Genomic DNA, 20,164 nt, shown 5'->3' on the forward strand with positions numbered 1-20,164 from the left:
GCAGCCCTGGCAGGACAGCGGTACGAATGTGAGCCCACCGTTCAGTCGAACTTGATGTCCGGCAGGTCAGCGACGATCTTCTGCCAGTGCGACAGCTCCTCACGCAGGATGGCATCGGCAGCCCCGCCAGAAAGGCCGGTTGGCTCCCCGCCAAAGCTGGTCATCCGGGCAGCGAAATCAGGAGACTTGACGATCCTGCTTACCTCCGCCGCCAGCCTTTCGACAATCGGCGCGGGAGTGCCATGGGGAGCAAACATGCCCCACCAAGCCGTAAACGGCTCCATGCCAGCGATACCCTGCTCGGCGAATGTCGGCACCTCTGGCAGCACCGCCGAACGCCTGGCGCCCGCCACGGCCACGGCACGCAGCTTGCCGGCCTTGACGAAGGGCGCCGGCACGCCAATGTCAGCGACGCCGAGGTTGACCTGTCCCCCGACGAGGTCGGCGATCTCTGGCGCTACGCCCTTGTAAGGGACGTGGACCAGCCTGAGGCCCGCCTGCCGGCTGAAGTACTCACCCAATAGATGCGCGGCCGACCCGTTGCCATAGGATCCATAGCTGATCGCATCGGGTTGCGCCTTGGCAAGCCTGATCACGTCTTTGATCGACCTTGCGCCGGTTGCGGCATTCGCATACAGCACAAGCGGCGTGGTACCCACATGAGATATCACCACTAGGTCGCGAGTAGAGTCATATGGCAGCTTCTTGGTGGTGAAAGGCGCCATCACGATCGGCGTGCTGGAGGTAAAAAGCAGGGTGTAGCCATCAGGCTTAGCCTTGGCGACGAATGCCGTGCCCAGGGTCTGCGACGCTCCCGGCTTGTTCTCGACGATCACCGGCTGCCCGAGAGACCGCGAGAGCCTATCCGCGATCAGGCGCCCTATTACGTCGTTGGGACCACCGGGCGGGGTGGGAATGACGAAATGGATCGGCCTGGTGGGATAGGAAGCCGGATCCTGCTGCCCGTGGGCTAAGCCAGCCATGCCAAACAGCATGGCAAGTGCCACCAATGATCGACGATGCATTGTGTTGTCTCCCGCCCATTTGATATTGATGCATATGATATGCTATCGAATCTATATATCAAGTCTTCTTGTGAAGACTGGCTGCTGGGGCCCGCGGTCGACGGGCGCGCCGGCTCTTGACGTCGTTGAACTGGCACCGCAACCTGAAGGGCGAGGTCGCCTCCCTCGAAAACCCGCCTCTGACGTGTCGCACGCGCGTGAGATGGCCTAGCCGGGGACCCAGTACTTGACGAGCTCGGTGTCCCTGTACTTCGCCGTTGCGGCGACGATGGACTGTATCTGCTCAGGCGAGAACGGTTGCCGCAGTCCAATGGCAGGGAACGAAGCGCACCGCTCTGGGGGAAACGCGCACCACGCTAGCGCTTCTGCTTTTTGCGCCTATGCTTAAGCAAGCTGTTGCACGCTGACCGCGATGAGCGCCACGTCGTAGCTATCCCAAACATCCATTGCACGGCACACGCAGGACTTCGCGCTTGTGGATGGCCTTCCCCTTCTCATTCCCGGCATCCTGCACTTTGCCATTCCAGCGCAACGAGTTCGACGCATTGAAGTCAACGCGCACGTAACAAGCCGTCCACGACTGTTGCCGTGAACGTTTCAATCTTTTTTCAGCTCGCGGAAAGCTCAGTGGGGGTGAAAAATGCTATCAGTGTTTGCCAGAGGCTATACCCAGCGGCCAGTCGTGGTCGAAACCAGAGAGTGCGATGACGACACAAGCCTTGAAGTCGGGGACTCAGTCACCGTTTTTGCGCTTGGTCAGGACGTGACTTTTAGTATCCGCTTGACTGGTCCTGGGGCCACGCCGGGGAGCTGGCGCGGAACGATTTTCTATATCGCACGCGGCGAGGAATCGGTTCCCTATGCCGAAGGCTTGGAGGTGGACGATATAGTCGAAGTAGCCCGCTCGGAAGTCGTTGCAGCGCCATTGGAAAGCGCCACCTGGATGTTGCAACCTAGATAAGATCGCTATCCTTTCAAGCTCAAGAGCCATTGTTGGTAGTATTTCTTCTGCTCCACCACCGACGTCGGGCAGACGTCAGGGCCAGTGGCAAAGGTCTCCACTGTGTCGACCAGGGTGACTTGCTGTCCCATGGTGAGTTGGTACACATACAAGCCCTTGCCGAGCTCCGCGGCGCCATGAGGATAATACACATCCAAGCTCGCTCCGTAGCACACGGGGCTGAACCCGGATAACGCCATGATTTCGCGGACTCGGCACAGAGCATCAAAGTAATTCGCAGCCATCACGTCAATGACCTGATCGCGATAGGTCGCGCACAGCCGAAAGACCTCGGGTTCCTCGCTCGCTTCAAACCGTATCAGTTCCGCCTCCTCGCCTCCACTCAATGGCACCGTCAGGTAGGTCATTGCAAATCCCCTTGATTGGCCGCATCACCCGGTGGACTGGAGCCATTGGGCATAGTAGTCGCGTTGCTCTGCCACCGTTGAAAGCTTTATCGCAGTCTCGCAGCCAAACGTTTCCACGACATCGAACTCCGACACTGGCTGGCCCATAGAGAGGCGGTAGGCCAGCAATCCGCTATTCAGTTTGTGTGGATGGCCGATCGGATGCACGTCGAGACTCGCGCCATGGCAGAGCGGACACAGCCCCTCTGATGTCAGTCTGTCCCGGATTTGACACAGTGCATCAAAGAAGTCTATTGCGGTCGCCTCGAGGACTTGACCACGGTAATAGGCACGCAAGCGGCACTGAGCGTACTTGCCGCTTGCCTCAAAGCGTATTGTCTCGCCGGCCTTGCCTCCGACAAGCATGGTGTGAAAGGTAAGCATGGGAGAAAGCGAAATGCGGGCGCCTGCCCCAAGACCAGTTTAGGGCGACAATTCGGACGCAACTTTGTCAGTTTGGTGTGCGCAACCCTAGCTTTATGGACACCCCAGATACGCTGCGATGGCAGGAGAACAGTGCCATCACGCACGTGCGCCACCAGCTCGAGGCTTCCCGTGAATGGCAGAATCAGGCCGCGCAAGAATCGCGAGATGTTCGTCGCGACCGGCTTGGCCGCCAGGTCGCGAACCCAGACAAAGCGGCGGCTCTCATTTCGTAGTTACGGAGACGATACCTCGTTGCGTGCCGGCTTTCCGGGCTGTTTAACCGCTTCACTCTCAATCGCGGAAAACCGAACGCCCAGACCAGCCGCCGCGCTTAACAGTACAGGCTCGGGCACTGCAGAAGAGGTCTCTCCGACAGTCCACAATCATCCAGCGCTATGGCGAGCTCAAGTATTCGTTGCCGTGCGAACGTGGGCAATCGCAGCCAGCAATTCGTCCAGCACCACCGGTTTGGTCAGATACGCCGAGTATCCGGCCTGCAACGCGCGCTGCTCGTCACCGTGCCGTACGACCCCGCTGAGCGCGATGACCGGCAGACGCGCATTGCCTGAACTCGCGCGCAGGGCTGAGAGGAATTCGTCATGCTCATTTCCACTCAGGTTCAGTCCGGACAGTACAACGTCAACGGTGCCGCTCTCGACCGCCTGGGCCGCATCCTTGCCGCTATCGGCGCAAGCCACCGTCGCGCCTTCGGCTTCGAGCAAGACCTGAAATGCTTCGTTCTCCGGCGCGTCCTCGCCCGCCAGGAGGATATGCAGCCCCTGAAGCGGTGAGGCCTTTCCCTGCGCGTCGGCGGCCTCTCCGGTCATGTCACGGCGCAGCGGCAAGGCCACGGTGTACCGGGCGCCGGATGCGATGCCGGCCGACTCCGCCTTGATCGTCCCACCGTGCAGGCTCACCAGTTCCTTGACCAGGAAGAGCCCAATGCCAAGCCCCTCGTCGCGCCCCGTTGAGGGGCGTTCGCGCTCGGCCACGTCGAAGACATGCGGCAACAGAGCTGCATCAATGCCGCGGCCGTCATGGTCGATCAGCAGGGTCGCGTCATTTCCCCCCTCGGCCAGGCTCACGCTTACCTGACCTGCTCCTGGCGACTTGAGCGCATTGCCGACCAGATTCCACACCACCTGTTCCATGCGTGCCAGGTCGGCCTGGATGATGATCGGGTTCTCCGGCAGGTTCCGCTCGAGTGTGACACCCTTGTCGCGCGCCTCCTCATCCAGGGCATCGCAGATTCGATTGACAATCTCGCCCCAGTCCACTGCCGTGCAATTGATCGTCAACTCGCCGGTGCGAAGACGCGACATATCCAGCAGGTCATCGATCATCCTTGCCTGGCTCATGGCGCTGCGCCGGATCGTGTCGGACGCCCGCGAAACCTGCAGGCTCCTGCGCGCCTCGGGCGAGCGCGCCAGCAACTCCGCGTTGGCGTAGATGAGATTGAGCGGGCTCTTCAGCTTGTGCGACACTGCGGCGAGGAACTCGTCGCGCTTGCGCTCGGCCTCCCCCACGTCGACCTCACGCGCGATGATGGCGAACCCGCGCAGGCCATCGTCGTCCAGACGCATCAGCACACGGCTGCAATGCACGCGCGAATCGTCCTTGCGTACGTACCAGCAATCCTCCTCGACTCGCCCTTCCTCCCGGGCGCTCTGCATGACTTGTTGCGGCACGCCCTGCTCGCGCTCCTCCCGGGAATAGAGCGAATCGAAGCGCTGCCCGATGGCCTCGCTCTCCTCGAAGCCGAACATGCGCAATGCGCCTGCGTTCCAGGTCACGATCAGCCCGGCGTCGTCGATGGTGACGATGGCGTACTCCCTCGTGCTCTCCGCCACGAGGCGCAGGCGTCTTTCGCCCTCGTGCAGGCGCTCTTCGGCTTCGCGTCGCGCGGTGATGTCGATAAATGTCAGAACGGCGCCGTCGATGCGATCCTCCGCGGTCCGGTAGGGCATGAAGCGTGCGATGTACCAGTGTCCGTGGGTACTCCTCACTTCCCGCTCGATCATGCGAAGGGAACTGAATGCCTCCGCGGTATCGGTAGCAAGCCCGTCGTATTCGAGGCGGTGAGTGATATCGAATAATGATCGGCCCACGTCCGACGCAATGATGCTGAACACATCGGCCGCGCGTGGGGTGAAGCGCTTGATGCGCATGGCGCGGTCAACGAAGATGGTGCCGATATCATTGGCCGTGATCAGGTTCTGCAGGTCATCGTTGATCTTCGCGGTCTCGTCAACCTTGGCTTTCAGCTCGGCATTGACCGTGACCAGCTCTTCATTGATGGACTGGAGTTCCTCCTTGCTCGTCTCGAGTTCTTCCGTGGCCGAGCGCAGCTCTTCGTTGATGGCCTGCAGTTCCTCGTTCGAGGCAGTCAGCTCTTCGGTGGACGTCTCCGATTGCTCGATGGTGGCCTGCAACTGGTCGCGCGTACGCTGCAGTTCCCGCTCGAGCTGGGCCGTCACTGGATCCTTCCTGCCCTCGCGCCGCGCGCCGCCTTCGCCATCCATGGTGTCTTCGACTTCGTCAAAGAGCACCAGCACAAAATCGTCGGCGGCATCGGGGTCATGCACCGGGCGCGCCGTCATCTTGACGTAATAGGGACGGCCGTCCCGTATCAGGCGAACGCGCCGCGACTCGACGCTGCCATTGCCCTGCAAGGCCTGGAAGATCGCCGTGCGCAGTTCAAGCCTGAGCTCGGGATGCACCACCGAAACGATATTGTGCGAAGGCTCGCCGCCTGCATAGTGCAGGAATCGGCCCGCCCGGTCCGACAGGTGAACGATTTCCGATTCGCGACTGATCAGCACGCTGGGTGGCGCGAACTGCTCGAGCAGGCGCTGATGAACATCGCCGTAGGAGAACTTTCGCTTGCCGCCCGGCTCGACGGTGGTGGCAATCGGCCGCGGACCCGGCAACTCGGCGGTATGGAGCGCAGGTATGCCGCCGATGCGAGGCGTCGTGCTGGTCCGATAGATGCGATGCTTCTTGTCGACGACGGTGAAGAACTTGCCCACCATGTCGGCGGATTCCGAACTCCCCAGGAAGAGGTAGCCGCCCGGGCGCAGCGCAAAATGAAAGGTGCGCAGGGCCTCCGCCTGCGCTTCCCGGTCCAGATAGATCATCAGGTTGCGGCAACACACCAGATCAAGCTTGGAGAACGGCGGATCGCTCAGGACATTTTGCAGGGCGAACAGCACTCTTTCGCGCAGCTTCTTCTTGACGCGGAAGTGCGCCTGGTCCCTGTTGAAGAACTGCCTGATCCGCTCCGGCGATACATCGGAAACAATGGTTTCCGGGTAGATCCCGGCTCTGGCCACAGCAATTGCCTTTTCGTCGATGTCGGTAGCAAACAGTTGGAACGGCGTCTGGGCCGGGCTTGCTGCGGAGGCCTCATCCAGGATCATCGCCAGTGAGTAAGCTTCTTCGCCAGTGGCCACCCCGGGCGCCCAGACCCGGATGTGTTCCCCCTCTTCCCGCCGATCGGCGAACAAGGCGGGCATCACCTCGCGCTGCAGCGCCTCGAAGGCTTCCTTGTCACGGAAAAAATGCGTGACGCTGATCAGCATGTCCTCCAGCAACAAGCGCGTTTCCTCAGGATGCAGCTGCAGGAATTCACGGTAGGCCGCCAGGTCCGGGATGCCATTGACCTGCAGCCGCCGCTCAAGCCGCCTGAGGACCGTCGCCCGCTTGTAGCGCCGGAAATCATGCGAAGTGCGCGTGCGCAGCATGATCATGATGTCCTGCAGGGCCTTCTCGCCGTCGTGCAGACTGGGGGGTGGGGACCCGACACCGACCGGACTTTCAAGCTCGGGCTCCGTGGCCAACGGCAGACGGATCGCGCGCGCGTTGTCACGCAGCTCAAGCAGGCGCTGCGGCATTTCAGCCGCGGGCAGCACGATGTCAACCTTGCCGGTTGCAATCGCGCTGGTCGGCATGCCATCGAACTTGGCGTCTTCCGGATTCTGCGCGAGCGTCACCCCGCCCATCTCCTTGACGTGCGCCAGCCCGATGGAGCCGTCGCTGCCGACCCCGGACAGAATGATGCTGATCGCGCGTTCGCGATGCGATTCCGCGAGGGAGCGGAAGAACAGATCGATCGCGACCTGCGGTCCAATGCGCTTTGCCGGCTTGGTTACGCACAGATAGTCGTCGACCACTTGCAGCTCTGACGACGGTGCGATGACATAGACGTGATTCTTTTCAAGCGCTGTCGCCGCCGTGACTTGCTGTACCGGCATCGATGTCACATTCTGCAGAATGCCGGCAAGGTGGCTGCTCTCTTCCGGTGCGAGGTGCAGCACGATGACAAAGGCCATGCCATTGTCGGCAGGCATCTCCTGGAAGAAGCTGAGCAGCGCCTCGGTACCGCCTGCGGACGCACCGAGGCCGATCACTGGAAAATCGAGGCTGCTGGACAGCCCTTTACTGATGGACGTTGACATGTGGATTCTTGCAGAGAAGCGTGTTCGATGGCACGGTCGCTTGCCGCCGTCGCAGGAGCCTGGCTGAGGCGCGGCTATGTCCGGCCCTGCCGCTCAGGAGGCGTCAAGGCTACCGCAACGAGCTCCCCCGGCGCATTGCTGACTGGCTCGGACGGGTTGCCGGCGTGGGCCGTGCGTATGCGCAGCACGGTCTGGCGGGAAGTCCCGAAGCGCCGGGCCGTTTCGCTCACCGAGGCCCCGTCCGCCAACGTTTGCAGGATTCTTTGCTGCTCCGGCTGCGCCAGCGCAGGACGCCGCCCCAGCTGCTTGCCCCTCGCCTTGGCTTGCGCGGCGCTTTCGCGCATACGCTCGCTGCGGGTCGCTTCGTCAAGCGCTGCAATGGCACGCAACAGCCCCACAGCGGCCGGCGGGGACTTCCGGGCGAGGTTCGCGCGGCCCACCTGCACGCAGTACAGCGCAACCCTGAGCTTGCGGAATTTCATGATGGTCGAAAGGATATCCTGAACGCTCCGCCCCAGGCAGGACAGGTACATGGCGACAACTGCATCTCCGGGTGCCATGCGCTGCACCAGTGCACCCAATTGCGGGCGCTCGAGCGCGCAAACCAAAGGCGGCACACATTCCCAGACCGCGCGCCGCAGGTCAACCGTGTAACCCGCACGGTCGGCGACTCGCAACTGGCGCTCGAGTGTGTCCATGTCCGGCGCGCTATTCGAATAGATAAACGTCGACGGCATGAAGAACCTTCCCGGCTCAGGGTCTGTGTCCGAAATTTTACACTTCTGGGCGGCCTCCCGTCACTTGGCACCCCGAGCGCGACGCAATTCCCGAGGCCACGCTCACGCGGCGGTTACGGCACAAAGATGACCAACGGATTCACCCTGCTCCCCCGCGCCGATCCAAGGCCGAGCCCGGGTCGGTCCAAGCGGCGGGAACTGCGGATTGCCCCCTTAATGCATCAGGGGCGGAATGATCAAACGGCCCACAGCCGGGTGCATTCCGCTTTGGGTCTTCGGCGATCGGAAATTCAAGCCTGTCGCGCCTGTCCAGAAGCCCGACCCAGGCATCTCACACCTGCGGGCTTGCCCCCATTCCGGGCGCTCCGCTTGGTGCCTGGTGCGCCCGACAGGCGCGAGCGTGGCGTGAGCTGTCGCTGAACAGCTTCGCCCGGCCCCACGCTCACCAACGTCAAGCACCTCAGCCTGCGGACCGCCAGTGCAGATTGCAGACCGCAACGGACATCGCTCCGCATAAAGGTAGCGCTGCTGCATCAGATGGCTTCGATCGAGTTGGTCTACCGCGCGTGATGGAAAGAACAAAAACGCCGCCCGATGGCGGCAAGCAATCTTCAATTTTTGACGCTACGTCGGCCTCGACGCGCCGCTCAGGATGCGAGCGTTGACCAAGATGTGCAGAGCGTCGACGTCCAGTTCGCGCGTTTGCATTGGCAGGCAGAAGAGCCGCAATCCAGGAAAGATCGTGCTCGCCACCTCAATGCACCGACCAAGCGAGTCGAATGGACCGAATTCCCACATGGCGACTCCAAACACTTCTACCAAGTGGTTCTCGCCGGACAAGAGTGGATACGTTGCAATAAAATGATCATACGATTGCCTCATCTATCCTCCTGAAACTTCGCATTCGGAATTCCCCAGCAATCCAATGAGTAATTTCCAATGAGTAGTTCCACGATAGCAATGGAGCGCTAGAAGAGCCTTCGAGCTTTACACTATGTTGCTCACCGAGCTTGTATTTCCCGATGTTGCGGCACCTCCACCCCGAACCGTTGCGGATGGACTGCATTGTGGCCGCGCATTGCCAAACGTCGAGCGACAACCCGATGCCGAAACACGGGCCTATAACAGATCAAACTTCATTGCATGACGATGGCATGGCACCAGGTCAATGATCTGGTGACTCGAATGACATACGTGAAGGAACGCCTGGCTGCAGCTTTCCCTTAGCAGTAGGATCGGCGGCAAGCGTGACCGGATCCATGCTGGCTTATCATGCCGCTGCCAACCGTGTTTCACCTTCTGGCGGGAAAGCCGCACCGACTACCGCCGTTGGAGCGCCAGCGCTACGATTGCACCGGTGGCCGCCGCAATGGCGGCAACGGTGCCCATGGATTGCCACGGATGCTCATGGACGTAGTCATCGGTAGTGTCAGCCCATCGATAAACGCGCTCCAGGCCCGTCTGACGTAGTGAGTCCAGCCGCGCCTGCAGTTCGCGTAGCCGGGCGCTGACTTCCGTGCCCGCTTGCACGGCCTCCGTGCCGGCTTCATTCGCGACGTCCCGCAGCAGCGCCTGCAAGTCCGCGAGCAGTGCATTGACGTCGCGCGCCAATGCTTCCCTATGCTTCAAATAATCGGACTGAATGTCGTTCATCTTGCCCTCCTGCTTACGAAATCACCACAGCACACCGAATAGCACGGTTGACTCTATCCACTATAGAGTTGCATGGGCTCTCCAACAGGATAGGGCTCAACTCTCTACGAAGTGCTAGCCCCGCAGGCGACGGCAAAGCAATGGCCGGGCCGGAAGCGACGGCATTGAGGTGAGCACTCGGCGGCTCCCGTACTTGCGCCGAAGCAGCCCAGGAAAACGTGATTTGCACGCATCAAGCCGGCCACAAAGAGGCGAATGATGGAGGCGCCCGGTGGCAAGGCGAGATCAGACCAAACGTGTGAGAAGTCGACGATTCTGCTTATGAGCCAATCTATTCGCGGGCTCAGTGACCGAGACCGCTACTTGCAATCTGCTGCTCCACGAACTGGGCGAACAGGGCATGCAGACGCGTTGTCGGATGAAGGTCATCGGCAAACATGTATGTCTGATCGGCATTGGCTGTCACGTAGGTAGCCGGCGAGCAAAACAAGGCCGTGTCCTTAGGCGTCTTCGCAGGGTCGCAGGCAACGCCGGTGTTTGACACCGCGAAGCCATTGGCCTGAAAGTTCGCAATGATCCCGTTCTCCCATGTATAGGAATCGACCTGGATGACCTTGCCCTGCAGGCCATCGGCCTGCAGGGCGGCGTTCAAGCTATCGTTGAACATTTGCGATAGCTGCGTGAGATTTGCCCCACCGTCGGGCGAAGCGATGCCTTTGGGCGATACCCCGATATTCGGGACATTGACCACTACGACATGCGCAGCGCCATTCTGGACGATCTGCGCGACCACCTGAGCCAGGGTGGTTGCCGCCGTCTGCACGGTCTGCGCTGCGGCCGGCAACGCCCCGGCGCGAAGTACGTCGTTCGAGCCAGCGAAGACCAGCACCAGTTGATTGGCGTTGAAGCTCCCATGCGTGGTCAGATAGGACGAAACCTGTTGATTGACTGGCATTTCGACATTGCCGATCACATCGGTAAGAAAATCGTACAGGTTTGCCGGCGTCGCCACTGTGGCTCCGCCTTCCGCATAGCCGAGGCCGCCTTGTGCACTCAACTGATGAGTCACGTCGATCGTAAACGCTGCAGTGAGCGTATCGCCATAGTATTGGGCAACATCCTGAGTCCAAACTTGCCCCGGATTGGTCGTGAAACGCCCTCCGCCGACCGCGCTGGCGATCGGCGCATAGGTCCCGACGTCTGACAGACTGTCACCGAACGAGACTATTTGCAGATGAATGCCACCCGATGGGGAAGTCGTGCCGCTCGAGCCGCCTCCGCCCCCTCCGCATGCGGTAAGCAGTGAAATCACGACGGCAAGAACTGCAGCACGTACCTTGTCATTGCTTCTTTTCATCGCTCCTCCACCGCGAATTGGCCGGGGAGATGCCCTCGTGCGGCGAGCTTGTCGCCAGCCTGCCTATCGATCTTGCGATAAGCAGCCTTCGTCAAGCAAAAAACATGCGCTATGGTCCTGGGTTCACCATCCGCGCGGGCATTGAAGTGGCGACAGATTTGCAAAAAATGATCAAAAATGCCCTGCGCCAGGGCCGAGTCAAATGGCAGCGCGGTCGACCGACAATAGAAGCCAGCCGGCCACGACCGTCAAACCGGTATCGCCCGGTGCGCACCTCCCCTTCGGTAGGCAGGCGGCAGAGTTGAGATCGAATTCGGGACGCTCGCCGAACTTCATTGTAGGGCAGCGAATTGCCGACCCAGCAACTTTGGCTGGCTATTGGTGACGCAGCCCGGCGAGCATCAACGCGCCCCCTTCCCCGCCTTCCATCCGCTGTCGTATTGCAATCCCCACATACGTTGGCGTACGGTGGATAATCAGCAAGCAGGCGACTATAGCCATCGGCATTGTTACCACCCGAGCACGCCAATTCCAGGGAGTCATCGTGACCATCATCACCAGCGTTGGCCCTCTCATTTCGCTGATCGCTGGGATCCTGATTCTTCTCATACCGCGGCTGCTTAACTACATTGTCGCCATTTATCTTATCGTCATCGGCTTGCTAGGACTGTTTGGCGGACATCTGCACTGAGTGTAAGCGGACGCAGTCTCCCACTTCGTTTCAGACGCCCTTTGGAAGATTTTTGCGTCTTCAACTCCATATGCTGCGCCGTTTTGCGATGACACGAACCCTTGCACGCGCTGCGTAGCCCGTCGGCTTGAATCGGCGTGGCGGCCGTGCAGGTCGTGCTGCCGCCGGATGGAGCAAGCTGAAAGAAGCGCCTCATGCCGGCATCGCTGCCTCACTCAAAACGCCTGTTCAGGCAACATCGCGACGGCCAACTTACTTGCTGACGTGCATCTCGTCTTCCACTCCGCTGACTCCCTGCACGGCTCTGGCGGCGTTAAGCGCAGACAGACGCTCGCTGTCGTTTTTCACATGGCCGCCAAGATGCACCACGCCGTTCTTGGTGGTGACCTTGATGCCAGTGGCATTGAGGTCCTTCGTCACGAGTAGCTGGGCTTCCACCTTCTTGGTAATCGCGCCGTCAGTTGTTATTGTTATTCCCTTGCTTGATTCGGCTGCGGGCGTACCCGGAGCCGCCGGCATGGCCGGCGAAGTAGCGCTCCTTTCCTCCTTCTGCATCGCCTTGCCGCTGTCATAGACGGACGTGCCTGGCCCGCCAGTCGCAGGCGGTACATCACCCGCGGCCGCAATCAGCGTGCCATTACCAGACAAAGACTTGGCACCCCCTGTCAAGGCAACCAAACCGACGAACGTTGCTACGCATAGCTTTTCGACGGATTTCATCACAGCCTCCTTATCGTATGGGCTAACGAATCGCGAATGCGCAGTCACTCCACATCCACGCCCCTTGACCCCCACTAACAAACAGACCGCCCTCACGCATCGAGTTCCAGCCAAGCCGTGTTTCGGTTGCAGATGGATACGGGTGTTACGTTCCAACACGTCTGCCCGCTACACCAACACTTGACGCACTCTTCCCTTTGCGGCGACGCAATCAGTGAGCAGGAACGCACTGGTGGACGTGGCAGGCGCAAGCGAGGGCTGACGGCACGCCAGGTCGCCCGGCTTTGCGTCACCCGATGCGACGTCATCGACCTCAGCCTGCGGCCCGTCAGTGCGGATTGCAGACCGCGTACGGTCAACGGTCCACATGAAGGTCGTGAACATAGAGGGCGTCCGCCTCAATCACATGCGCCTGGATATCGTGCGCCTGAATCTCGCCCGACCTCACAACTGGCGCATGGATGTCTTCGCCATTCGAGCCGACTGGCTCGCCCTCCACGCGGTAAACATTGCGCGTGAACACCATCTCGGCATGGACGTCATGCGCGCGGCCGCAGGTGCCAGTAATTCGCAGTCCACCTCGCAGCAGCTGACGCCTCGGCGAGCAGGCCGCGCACCAAGCACTTCCCTACCTGCCGTGCTTCTTTGCGCGCTTCGCCTTTCGCGATTCGCGAAAGTAGGACGCTAGCCGATAGCACAATCCCGCAGCACACCCTAAAAATCAAGACATACGATAGACGCCGCCCATCACCGGTCCTTTCGGCAGAGTGCAATCCGTCATGGCAGTCGCAAGGCCTGCCGCATTCGTCCAATGGCGAAGGGATCTCTGTACGCCTATTCGGTGCAGATGACTGCATGGCACCGCCGTCCGTCAAGAAGGAATAGGAGAACGACTCTCTTGCGGATCTGCCAACTCAATCTACCTCCCGTCACCGCGCCGGAAACACTGAATGAGACGCTCGAGCGTATTGCAGCGCTCGGCTTCGACCATGTTCTGCTCAGCGCTTGGGCAGCGCAGGCGCCGGGTGACCATCAGGCGCTGGCCGCTCTTGCTGAAATTTGTGCCATCAGCGAGCGAAACGGCCTGGCCTCCTTGCTGGACGTTTCGCTGGACCGCTACCCGGCGCATGGCGTGAACATGGATCCCGGCTGGATCGACCATTCTGCGACGGCACTTGCCCCGCATGAGACCGACAGCCATCTCCCGGGTGTCCGCCTGCGGTGGCACGACCCGGATATCGCCGCGGCGTTGGCGGCGTGGTGGGCGACCCGACTCGATGCTGTGGTGGCAGCCGGTGCGGCGGGGTTCTGCCTGCGCGCGCCGGGCCGGGTGCCCGGCCGCCACTGGGCACAGCTGACTACCGCGCTGCGCGGCGATTCATCCTCTGCACAGGTCCCGCTGCTTCTCGCCTGGACCCCAGGCATGTCGCCGGCGCAGCTTGAAGACCTGGCGCAAGGGCATTTCGATGGGGCATTCTGTTCTCTTCCATGGTGGGACTTCCGCAGTACCTGGCTGATGGAGGAGATGGCACGGTTGCGCAGCTTCGGCCGCGTACTTGCCGCGCCATCGCTTGGGCCCACCTGCCAGGACGCGCTATCGGCCCGGCGTGCACTATGGGCGGCGGCGGCCATCGGCGACGGCCTTCTGGTGCCGGCCGGGTTCGAGACAGGGGGCCTCGGGGACAGCGATGCATTGGGACAGGACAGTGGATCGTACGGCGGCGCGCCCTATGACATCACCCATGAAGTCATGGAAGCGAACCATTGGCTGGAGGCGCGCGGCGCCGCCGCGCCAGCCTTGTCGCTGCGGCTGCTGACGGGGTACGACGCACCGCTCACTGTGTTGGCGCGCCTGCCCCAGCCATGCGTCAGCGAGGCTGCGGCCGCGCCCGAGGACACACTCGCGGTGGTGGTCAACCCAAGCACGATCGACCGGGGGGTCCTGGGTGCCGACCACGTCCTGGCCAGCCTCCCATGTCCGGCTGCACGCTTGGAGCTGTCTCCCGGCGGACCGGGAGGCGAACTCGCCGCTGTCCAGCTGGATGCCCAGGCCAGCATCACTCTGGCTCCGGCAGACCTTCGCCTGTACCGCGTAGTGCCTGCGCCGATACACGGTCCTGCGGTCCGCACAGCGCACCCGGGCGAAGCCATCAGCGCCTCGGGCCTGGGCAGCGTGGTGGCTGCGCTGGAAGCGCCAAGAGTCGCCATCGAGCAGCTGGAGCCGTCCTGCGATGCTGGACGATTTGCCGTACGCCGCCTGGTGGGCGAACGCGTCGAGGTCAGTGCCGATATCTGGATGGACGGGCACGACAAGCTTGCCGCGGCCGTCCTGTGGCGCGGCCCCGATGAGGAGGACTGGCACGAGGCGCCGATGCATCATGTGGTCAACGACCGCTGGCAGGGCAGCTTTCCGCTGGCGGCGCTCGGCCGCCACGAGTTCACGGTGGAAGCCTGGCGGGACCCGTTTGCCAGCTGGCTCGACGAAGTTGGCAAGAAGCTCGCCGTCGGGGTGGACATTTCGCTCGAGATCGAAGAAGGCGCGCGCCTGGTGGCCGATGCCCTGTTGCCAGCCGACTGCGAAGCGCTGCCAGCGGACGGCGGCCTCGACAGCATCGTCGATGAACTGACCGCCTGCGCCGGCAATGACGCCCGGAGGCTTGAAATCCTGCTCGAGCCACGTACCGCGGCAGCGATGCACGAGGCCATGCAGATTCCCTCGGGGCGGCCTTTCGCCAGCCGCTACCCGACGCCCATGCCGGTCGAAGCCGAGCGACTGGCCACCCGCTTCGCCAGCTGGTATGAGCTGTTCCCGCGCTCGGAGAGCGGAGACGCCCGGCGCCACGGCACCTTCGACGATGTCATCGCGCGCCTGCCCGCCATTCGCGCCATGGGCTTCGACGTGCTTTACTTCCCACCCATCCATCCCATCGGCAGGACACATCGCAAGGGGCGTAACAACAGCCTGCGGTGCGGGCCGGGCGACCCCGGCAGCCCCTATGCGATCGGTGCCGAGGACGGCGGCCACGATGCCCTGCATCGGGAACTCGGCACCTTTGAGGACTTTCGCCGCCTGCGCGACGCCGCAGCCGCGGCGGGGCTGGAACTGGCGCTGGATTTCGCTATCCAGTGCTCGCTGGATCATCCCTGGCTGAAAGCGCATCCGGAATGGTTCACGCGGCGCCCGGACGGCTCGCTTCGCTATGCGGAAAACCCGCCCAAGAAGTATGAGGATATCGTGAACGTGGATTTCTACGCCGCGGCACCCGCGGCGGCCGCGTTGTGGCAGGCCCTGCGCGATGTCGTGATGTTCTGGGTGGAACAAGGCGTGCGCATCTTCCGCGTGGACAACCCCCACACCAAGCCGCTGCCGTTCTGGGAGTGGATGATCGCGGATATCCGCACCCGCCACCCAGACGCGATTTTCCTCGCCGAGGCCTTCACGCGGCCAAAGATGATGGCGCGCCTTGCCAAGCTGGGCTTCAGCCAGTCCTACACCTACTTTACCTGGCGCAACACCAAGGCCGAGTTCGAGGCATACTTGACCGAGTTGACGCAAAGTCCGCTGCGTGAGTTCTTCCGTCCGCACTTCTTCGTCAATACACCGGACATCAACCCCTATTTCCTGCACGACGGCGGCCGGCCCGCTTTCCTGATCCGTGCCGCACTGGCCTCGCTACTGTCCGGCCTTTGGGGCATGTACAGCGGTTTTGAACTGTGTGAGTCCGCGCCGCTTGTGCTGGATGGCCAGGTGCGGGAGGAATATCTGGATTCCGAGAAGTATCAGTTGCGCCCCCGTAATTGGCACCAGCCCGGCAACATTGTCGCGGAGATCGCGCGGTTGAACCGGATACGCCTGGATCACCCTGCCCTGCAGAACCACCTGGGGCTGCGCTTCTACCGTGCCGACAATGACGCCATCCTGTATTTCGCGCGCTTCCTGCGCGACCAGGAAAACGGCTTCGGTGATGACGTATTGCTGATTGCCGTCAACGTCGATCCGCGGCATGCACAGGCAGCCCACATAGAAATCCCTCTGTGGGAATGGGGCCTGCCCGACCACGGCGGCATCGCTGCACAAGACCTGATGGACGGCCACCGCTTCGAACTGCACGGCAAGCATCAGCACATCCGCCTGGATCCGGCGCAACTGCCGTTCTCGGTCTGGCACGTCGTGCCAATCGGTGGCAACCGCCGCGCTGCCTCGCCTCGTGCAGGCGCGTTCGCGGAACACCATGGAGCGTGACGGGAGAACGAGGGGCCAGCACGCGACCGGCACAAGGACAGGGACAAGGAGACAGGAATGAAGCGACTCGGCGAACACGCGAACGTCGCCTTACTGAATGCCGACCCGCTCTGGTACAAGGACGCGGTCATCTACCAGTTGCATATCAAGTCGTTCTACGACGCCAACGGCGACGGTGTGGGCGACTTTGCAGGCCTGCTGGACAAGCTGGACTACCTGGCCGACCTCGGCGTCGACACGATCTGGCTGCTGCCCTTCTACCCTTCGCCACGCCTCGATGACGGCTATGACATTGCCGATTATCGAAACGTGCATCCCGACTACGGATCCCTCGCCGACGCGCGGCGCTTCATCAGTGCCGCCCATGCCCGAGGCATGCGCGTCATCACCGAACTGGTCATCAACCATACGTCGGACCAGCATCCCTGGTTCCAGCGGGCGCGCAGAGCCAAGCCCGGCTCGGCCGCGCGCAACTACTATGTGTGGTCCGACCACGACCAGGCCTACGCAGGCACGCGCATCATCTTCTGCGATACCGAGAAATCAAACTGGAGCTGGGACCCGCAGGCCGGCGCGTACTTCTGGCACAGATTCTATTCCCACCAGCCGGATCTCAACTTCGACAATCCGCACGTGCTCGACTCGGTACTGTCCGTTATGCGATTCTGGCTGGACATGGGCGTGGATGGGCTGCGGCTGGACGCGGTACCTTATCTCGTGGAGCGCGAAGGCACCAGCAACGAGAACCTGCCGGAGACGCATGCCATCATTCGCCGGATCCGTGCCCACCTGGACTCGCGCTACCAAGGGCGGATGCTGCTGGCCGAAGCCAATATGTGGCCCGAGGACGCGCAGCAGTACTTCGGACTCGGAACCGACCCGGCGGACGATCGCGGCGACGAATGCCACATGGCCTTCCACTTCCCGCTGATGCCGCGCATGTACATGGCCATCGCGCGCGAAGACCGCTTTCCCATCACCGACATCATGCGTCAGACCCCGGAGGCGCCCGATGGCTGCCAGTGGGCAATCTTCCTGCGCAACCACGACGAGCTCACCCTCGAGATGGTCACCAGCAGCGAGCGCGACTACCTGTGGGAAGTCTATGCTTCGGAGCGCCGCGCCCGCATCAATCTCGGCATCCGACGCCGCCTCGCGCCGCTGATGGAGCGGGACCGCCGACGCATCGAACTGATGAACAGCCTGCTGTTTTCCATGCCAGGCACGCCGGTGATCTACTACGGGGACGAGATCGGCATGGGCGACAACATTCACCTGGGGGATCGGGACGGCGTGCGCACGCCCATGCAATGGTCTCCGGACCGTAACGGCGGCTTCTCGCGCGCCGACCCCGAGCGCCTGGTCCTGCCCCCCTTGCAGGGACCGCTGTACGGCTATGAAGCGGTCAACGTGGAGGCGCAGACGCGCGACCCGCATTCGCTTCTGAACTGGATGCGTCGGATGCTGGCATTGCGCCGCAAGCACCGCGCCTTCGGCCGCGGCACACTGCGCTTCATCTTCCCCGGCAACCGCAAGATCCTGGCCTACCTGCGCGAGTATGACGACGAGCACATCCTGTGCGTGGCCAACCTCGCGCGTGCGCCACAGGCGGTGGAGCTGGATCTGTCCGCCTTCAATGGCCGGGTGCCGGTGGAGATGATGGGGGCGACGCCATTTCCCGCCATTGGCACGCTGACCTACCTGCTCACCCTGCCGCCCTTCGGCTTCTACTGGTTCTTGCTGAGCGAAGATGCACAGCCGCCCTCCTGGCATGTGGAAGCACCCGAGCAGATGCCGGACCAGATCACACTGGTGCTGCAGTACAAGGGGCACGCCGAGCTGACCGAAGCCTCGCGCCGCCTGTTCAACGACGAGGTGCTCCCTCCCTACATCGGCCGCCGCCGCTGGTTCGGCGCCAAGGATGAAGGCATCCGCCGTGCGTCGCTGGCCTACATGCTCCCCCTTGCGCGAGGCGATTCCGGCGAGGATATCTACCTGGGCGAGATTGAAGTGCAGCTTGCCAGCGGGCGCACGGAGCACTACCAGCTACCTGTCGGCCTGTTGTGGGACCGCGAGAACCCCGACGGCATATCGCAACTTGCCCACGGCCTGTCGATGGCGCGCGTGCGGCAGGGCAGCCGGATCGGACTGGCAACCGACGGCTTCGCGCTGGAACTGTTTGCGCGCGAAGTGGTTCGAGCCCTGCGAGCCGGCACCGAGCTGCGCGGCCCGCGGGAAACCATCCGCTTCCTGGCAGAGCCTGGCCTGGCGGCTGTCATGCCGGAGCAGGAGAAGATCCAGTGGATGTCTGCCGAGCAGTCCAACAGCTCGCTCGCCTTCGATAACGCAGCCGTGCTCAAACTGGTGCGCCGCCTGTCGGGCGGCCTCCATCCCGAGGCGGAAATGACCCGGTACCTGACCAGCCAGGGCTACCCCCATTGCGCCCCGCTGCTCGGCGAGGTCGTGCGCACCGACGCCGACGGCGAGCCACGCACCCTGATGCTGCTGCAGGGCTATATCCCCAACCAGGGCAATGGCTGGGACTGGACCCTGGACTACCTGGGCCGCGCCATCGACGACGCTCTGCCTGCGGAGGAGAGTGAGGACGAGTTCGACGAGGCCATGTCCGGCTACGCCACCATGGTCGGCACGCTGGGCCGGCGGCTGGCGGAACTCCACGCGGTGCTCGCACGGCCTACCGAGGACGCCGCCTTCGCGCCCGAGCCTGCCACCGCGGCCGAGACCGGGCTTTGGGCTGAGCAAGCCATGGTCTGGCTGAAGCGCGCACTGGATCTGCTGGAAACGTTCCCGATCGATGCATCCGACCCCGCGCAAGCCCGTTTTGGCGACGACGTGCGGGTACTGCTGGAGGCCCGCCCGGCCTTGACCGGGCTGGTAGCCCAACTCGCCAGCGCGGCGCCCGGCTGCCTGCAAACCCGTTTTCACGGCGACTTCCATCTCGGCCAGGTGCTGATCGCCCAGAATGACACCTACCTGGTGGACTTCGAAGGCGAACCCGGCCAGCCGCTGACATGGCGACGGCGCAAGACGTCGCCGTTGCGCGACGTTGCCGGCCTGCTGCGCTCGCTCGACTACGCCGCAGCCACCGTCGGCACCGACCGGCAGGAGCGGACCCACGCCGAGCTTTCCCCGGCGATGGCGCAGCGCCGCGAAGCGTTGCTGGAGCGCTTCCGCACCACCGCCGCAGCAGCCTTCCTCGGCGCCTACCAGCAGCAGCTGGAAGCCTGCACCACGCCATGGGTCCAACCCGACCAGCTACAACCGCTGCTGGATCTGTTCCTGCTGGAGCGGGCAGCCTACGAAGTGGCGTACGAGGCCGCCAATCGCGTGGCGTGGATCGACCTGCCCACCAGCGGACTGGCACGCCTGGTGAGCAAGCTGCTGGCGGCCGATCCGGAGCCGGAATGAGGAAGGCGCAATGAAGGAG

12 protein-coding genes are annotated in these 20,164 nt (G+C 62.5%); 4 read left to right on the forward strand and 8 right to left on the reverse strand.

Going from position 1 to position 20,164, the window contains the following annotated elements:
• Positions 1-41: 41 nt before the first annotated feature.
• The 7 genes from AC1Z3O_RS11050 to AC1Z3O_RS11080 all read right to left on the reverse strand — a co-directional run bounded on the left by AC1Z3O_RS11050 (position 42) and on the right by AC1Z3O_RS11080 (position 11,062).
• Positions 42-1,025 (reverse strand): Bug family tripartite tricarboxylate transporter substrate binding protein, encoded by a 984-nt coding sequence (locus tag AC1Z3O_RS11050; RefSeq protein WP_483515760.1) that lies wholly within the window; start codon positions 1,023-1,025, stop codon positions 42-44.
• A gap of 966 nt (positions 1,026-1,991) precedes the next feature.
• Positions 1,992-2,393, reverse strand: coding sequence for a hypothetical protein (locus AC1Z3O_RS11055; RefSeq protein WP_483515761.1), 402 nt, complete (start codon positions 2,391-2,393; stop codon positions 1,992-1,994).
• Between the two features lie 24 nt (positions 2,394-2,417).
• Positions 2,418-2,816, reverse strand: coding sequence for a hypothetical protein (locus AC1Z3O_RS11060; protein ID WP_483515762.1), 399 nt, complete (start codon positions 2,814-2,816; stop codon positions 2,418-2,420).
• 446 nt (positions 2,817-3,262) lie between these two features.
• On the reverse strand, positions 3,263-7,315 hold the full coding sequence (locus AC1Z3O_RS11065; RefSeq protein ID WP_483515763.1) for a CheR family methyltransferase: 4,053 nt from the start codon (positions 7,313-7,315) through the stop codon (positions 3,263-3,265).
• A gap of 74 nt (positions 7,316-7,389) precedes the next feature.
• Positions 7,390-8,052: a recombinase family protein gene (locus AC1Z3O_RS11070; RefSeq protein WP_483515764.1), complete on the reverse strand. Its 663-nt coding sequence runs from the start codon at positions 8,050-8,052 to the stop codon at positions 7,390-7,392.
• 1,320 nt (positions 8,053-9,372) lie between these two features.
• A complete protein-coding gene (locus AC1Z3O_RS11075) occupies positions 9,373-9,705 on the reverse strand; it encodes an ElaB/YgaM/YqjD family protein (protein WP_483515765.1) in 333 nt (110 codons plus the stop codon).
• Positions 9,706-10,048: 343 nt separating this feature from the next.
• A complete protein-coding gene (locus AC1Z3O_RS11080) occupies positions 10,049-11,062 on the reverse strand; it encodes an SGNH/GDSL hydrolase family protein (RefSeq protein ID WP_483515766.1) in 1,014 nt (337 codons plus the stop codon).
• A 544-nt stretch (positions 11,063-11,606) separates the two neighbouring features.
• Here AC1Z3O_RS11080 and AC1Z3O_RS11085 point away from each other — a divergent pair.
• Positions 11,607-11,753 carry a DUF3096 domain-containing protein gene (locus AC1Z3O_RS11085; RefSeq protein WP_483515767.1) on the forward strand — a complete coding sequence of 49 codons (147 nt, stop codon included), beginning with the start codon at positions 11,607-11,609 and terminating at the stop codon, positions 11,751-11,753.
• Between the two features lie 252 nt (positions 11,754-12,005).
• On the opposite strand, the gene AC1Z3O_RS11090 is transcribed toward AC1Z3O_RS11085, so the two are convergent.
• Complete coding sequence (locus AC1Z3O_RS11090) at positions 12,006-12,473, reverse strand: BON domain-containing protein (RefSeq protein WP_483515768.1); 468 nt, start codon at positions 12,471-12,473, stop codon at positions 12,006-12,008.
• 367 nt (positions 12,474-12,840) lie between these two features.
• Here AC1Z3O_RS11090 and AC1Z3O_RS11095 point away from each other — a divergent pair, with 367 nt between their 5' ends.
• The 3 genes from AC1Z3O_RS11095 to treS all read left to right on the forward strand — a co-directional run bounded on the left by AC1Z3O_RS11095 (position 12,841) and on the right by treS (position 20,145).
• Complete coding sequence (locus AC1Z3O_RS11095; RefSeq protein WP_483515769.1) at positions 12,841-13,161, forward strand: hypothetical protein; 321 nt, start codon at positions 12,841-12,843, stop codon at positions 13,159-13,161.
• 210 nt (positions 13,162-13,371) lie between these two features.
• A complete protein-coding gene (locus AC1Z3O_RS11100; RefSeq protein ID WP_483515770.1) occupies positions 13,372-16,716 on the forward strand; it encodes an alpha-1,4-glucan--maltose-1-phosphate maltosyltransferase in 3,345 nt (1,114 codons plus the stop codon).
• A 57-nt stretch (positions 16,717-16,773) separates the two neighbouring features.
• Positions 16,774-20,145, forward strand: a complete 3,372-nt coding sequence (gene treS, locus AC1Z3O_RS11105) for a maltose alpha-D-glucosyltransferase (protein WP_483515771.1) — start codon at positions 16,774-16,776, stop codon at positions 20,143-20,145.
• Positions 20,146-20,164 lie beyond the last annotated feature (19 nt).

It is taken from the genome of Cupriavidus sp. 09_S30, from assembly GCF_056930435.1.

Excerpts from the sequence above, each read along its gene's own strand:
- AC1Z3O_RS11055 (WP_483515761.1), bottom strand. The coding sequence starts at position 2,393 with ATGACCTACCTGACGGTGCCATTGAGTGGAGGCGAGGAGGCGGAACTG.
- AC1Z3O_RS11080 (WP_483515766.1), bottom strand. The coding sequence starts at position 11,062 with ATGAAAAGAAGCAATGACAAGGTACGTGCTGCAGTTCTTGCCGTCGTG.
- AC1Z3O_RS11060 (WP_483515762.1), bottom strand. The coding sequence starts at position 2,816 with ATGCTTACCTTTCACACCATGCTTGTCGGAGGCAAGGCCGGCGAGACA.
- AC1Z3O_RS11070 (WP_483515764.1), bottom strand. The coding sequence starts at position 8,052 with ATGCCGTCGACGTTTATCTATTCGAATAGCGCGCCGGACATGGACACA.
- AC1Z3O_RS11050 (WP_483515760.1), bottom strand. The coding sequence starts at position 1,025 with ATGCATCGTCGATCATTGGTGGCACTTGCCATGCTGTTTGGCATGGCT.
- AC1Z3O_RS11095 (WP_483515769.1), top strand. The coding sequence starts at position 12,841 with ATGAAGGTCGTGAACATAGAGGGCGTCCGCCTCAATCACATGCGCCTG.
- treS (WP_483515771.1), top strand. The coding sequence starts at position 16,774 with ATGAAGCGACTCGGCGAACACGCGAACGTCGCCTTACTGAATGCCGAC.
- AC1Z3O_RS11090 (WP_483515768.1), bottom strand. The coding sequence starts at position 12,473 with ATGAAATCCGTCGAAAAGCTATGCGTAGCAACGTTCGTCGGTTTGGTT.
- AC1Z3O_RS11065 (WP_483515763.1), bottom strand. The coding sequence starts at position 7,315 with ATGTCAACGTCCATCAGTAAAGGGCTGTCCAGCAGCCTCGATTTTCCA.
- AC1Z3O_RS11075 (WP_483515765.1), bottom strand. The coding sequence starts at position 9,705 with ATGAACGACATTCAGTCCGATTATTTGAAGCATAGGGAAGCATTGGCG.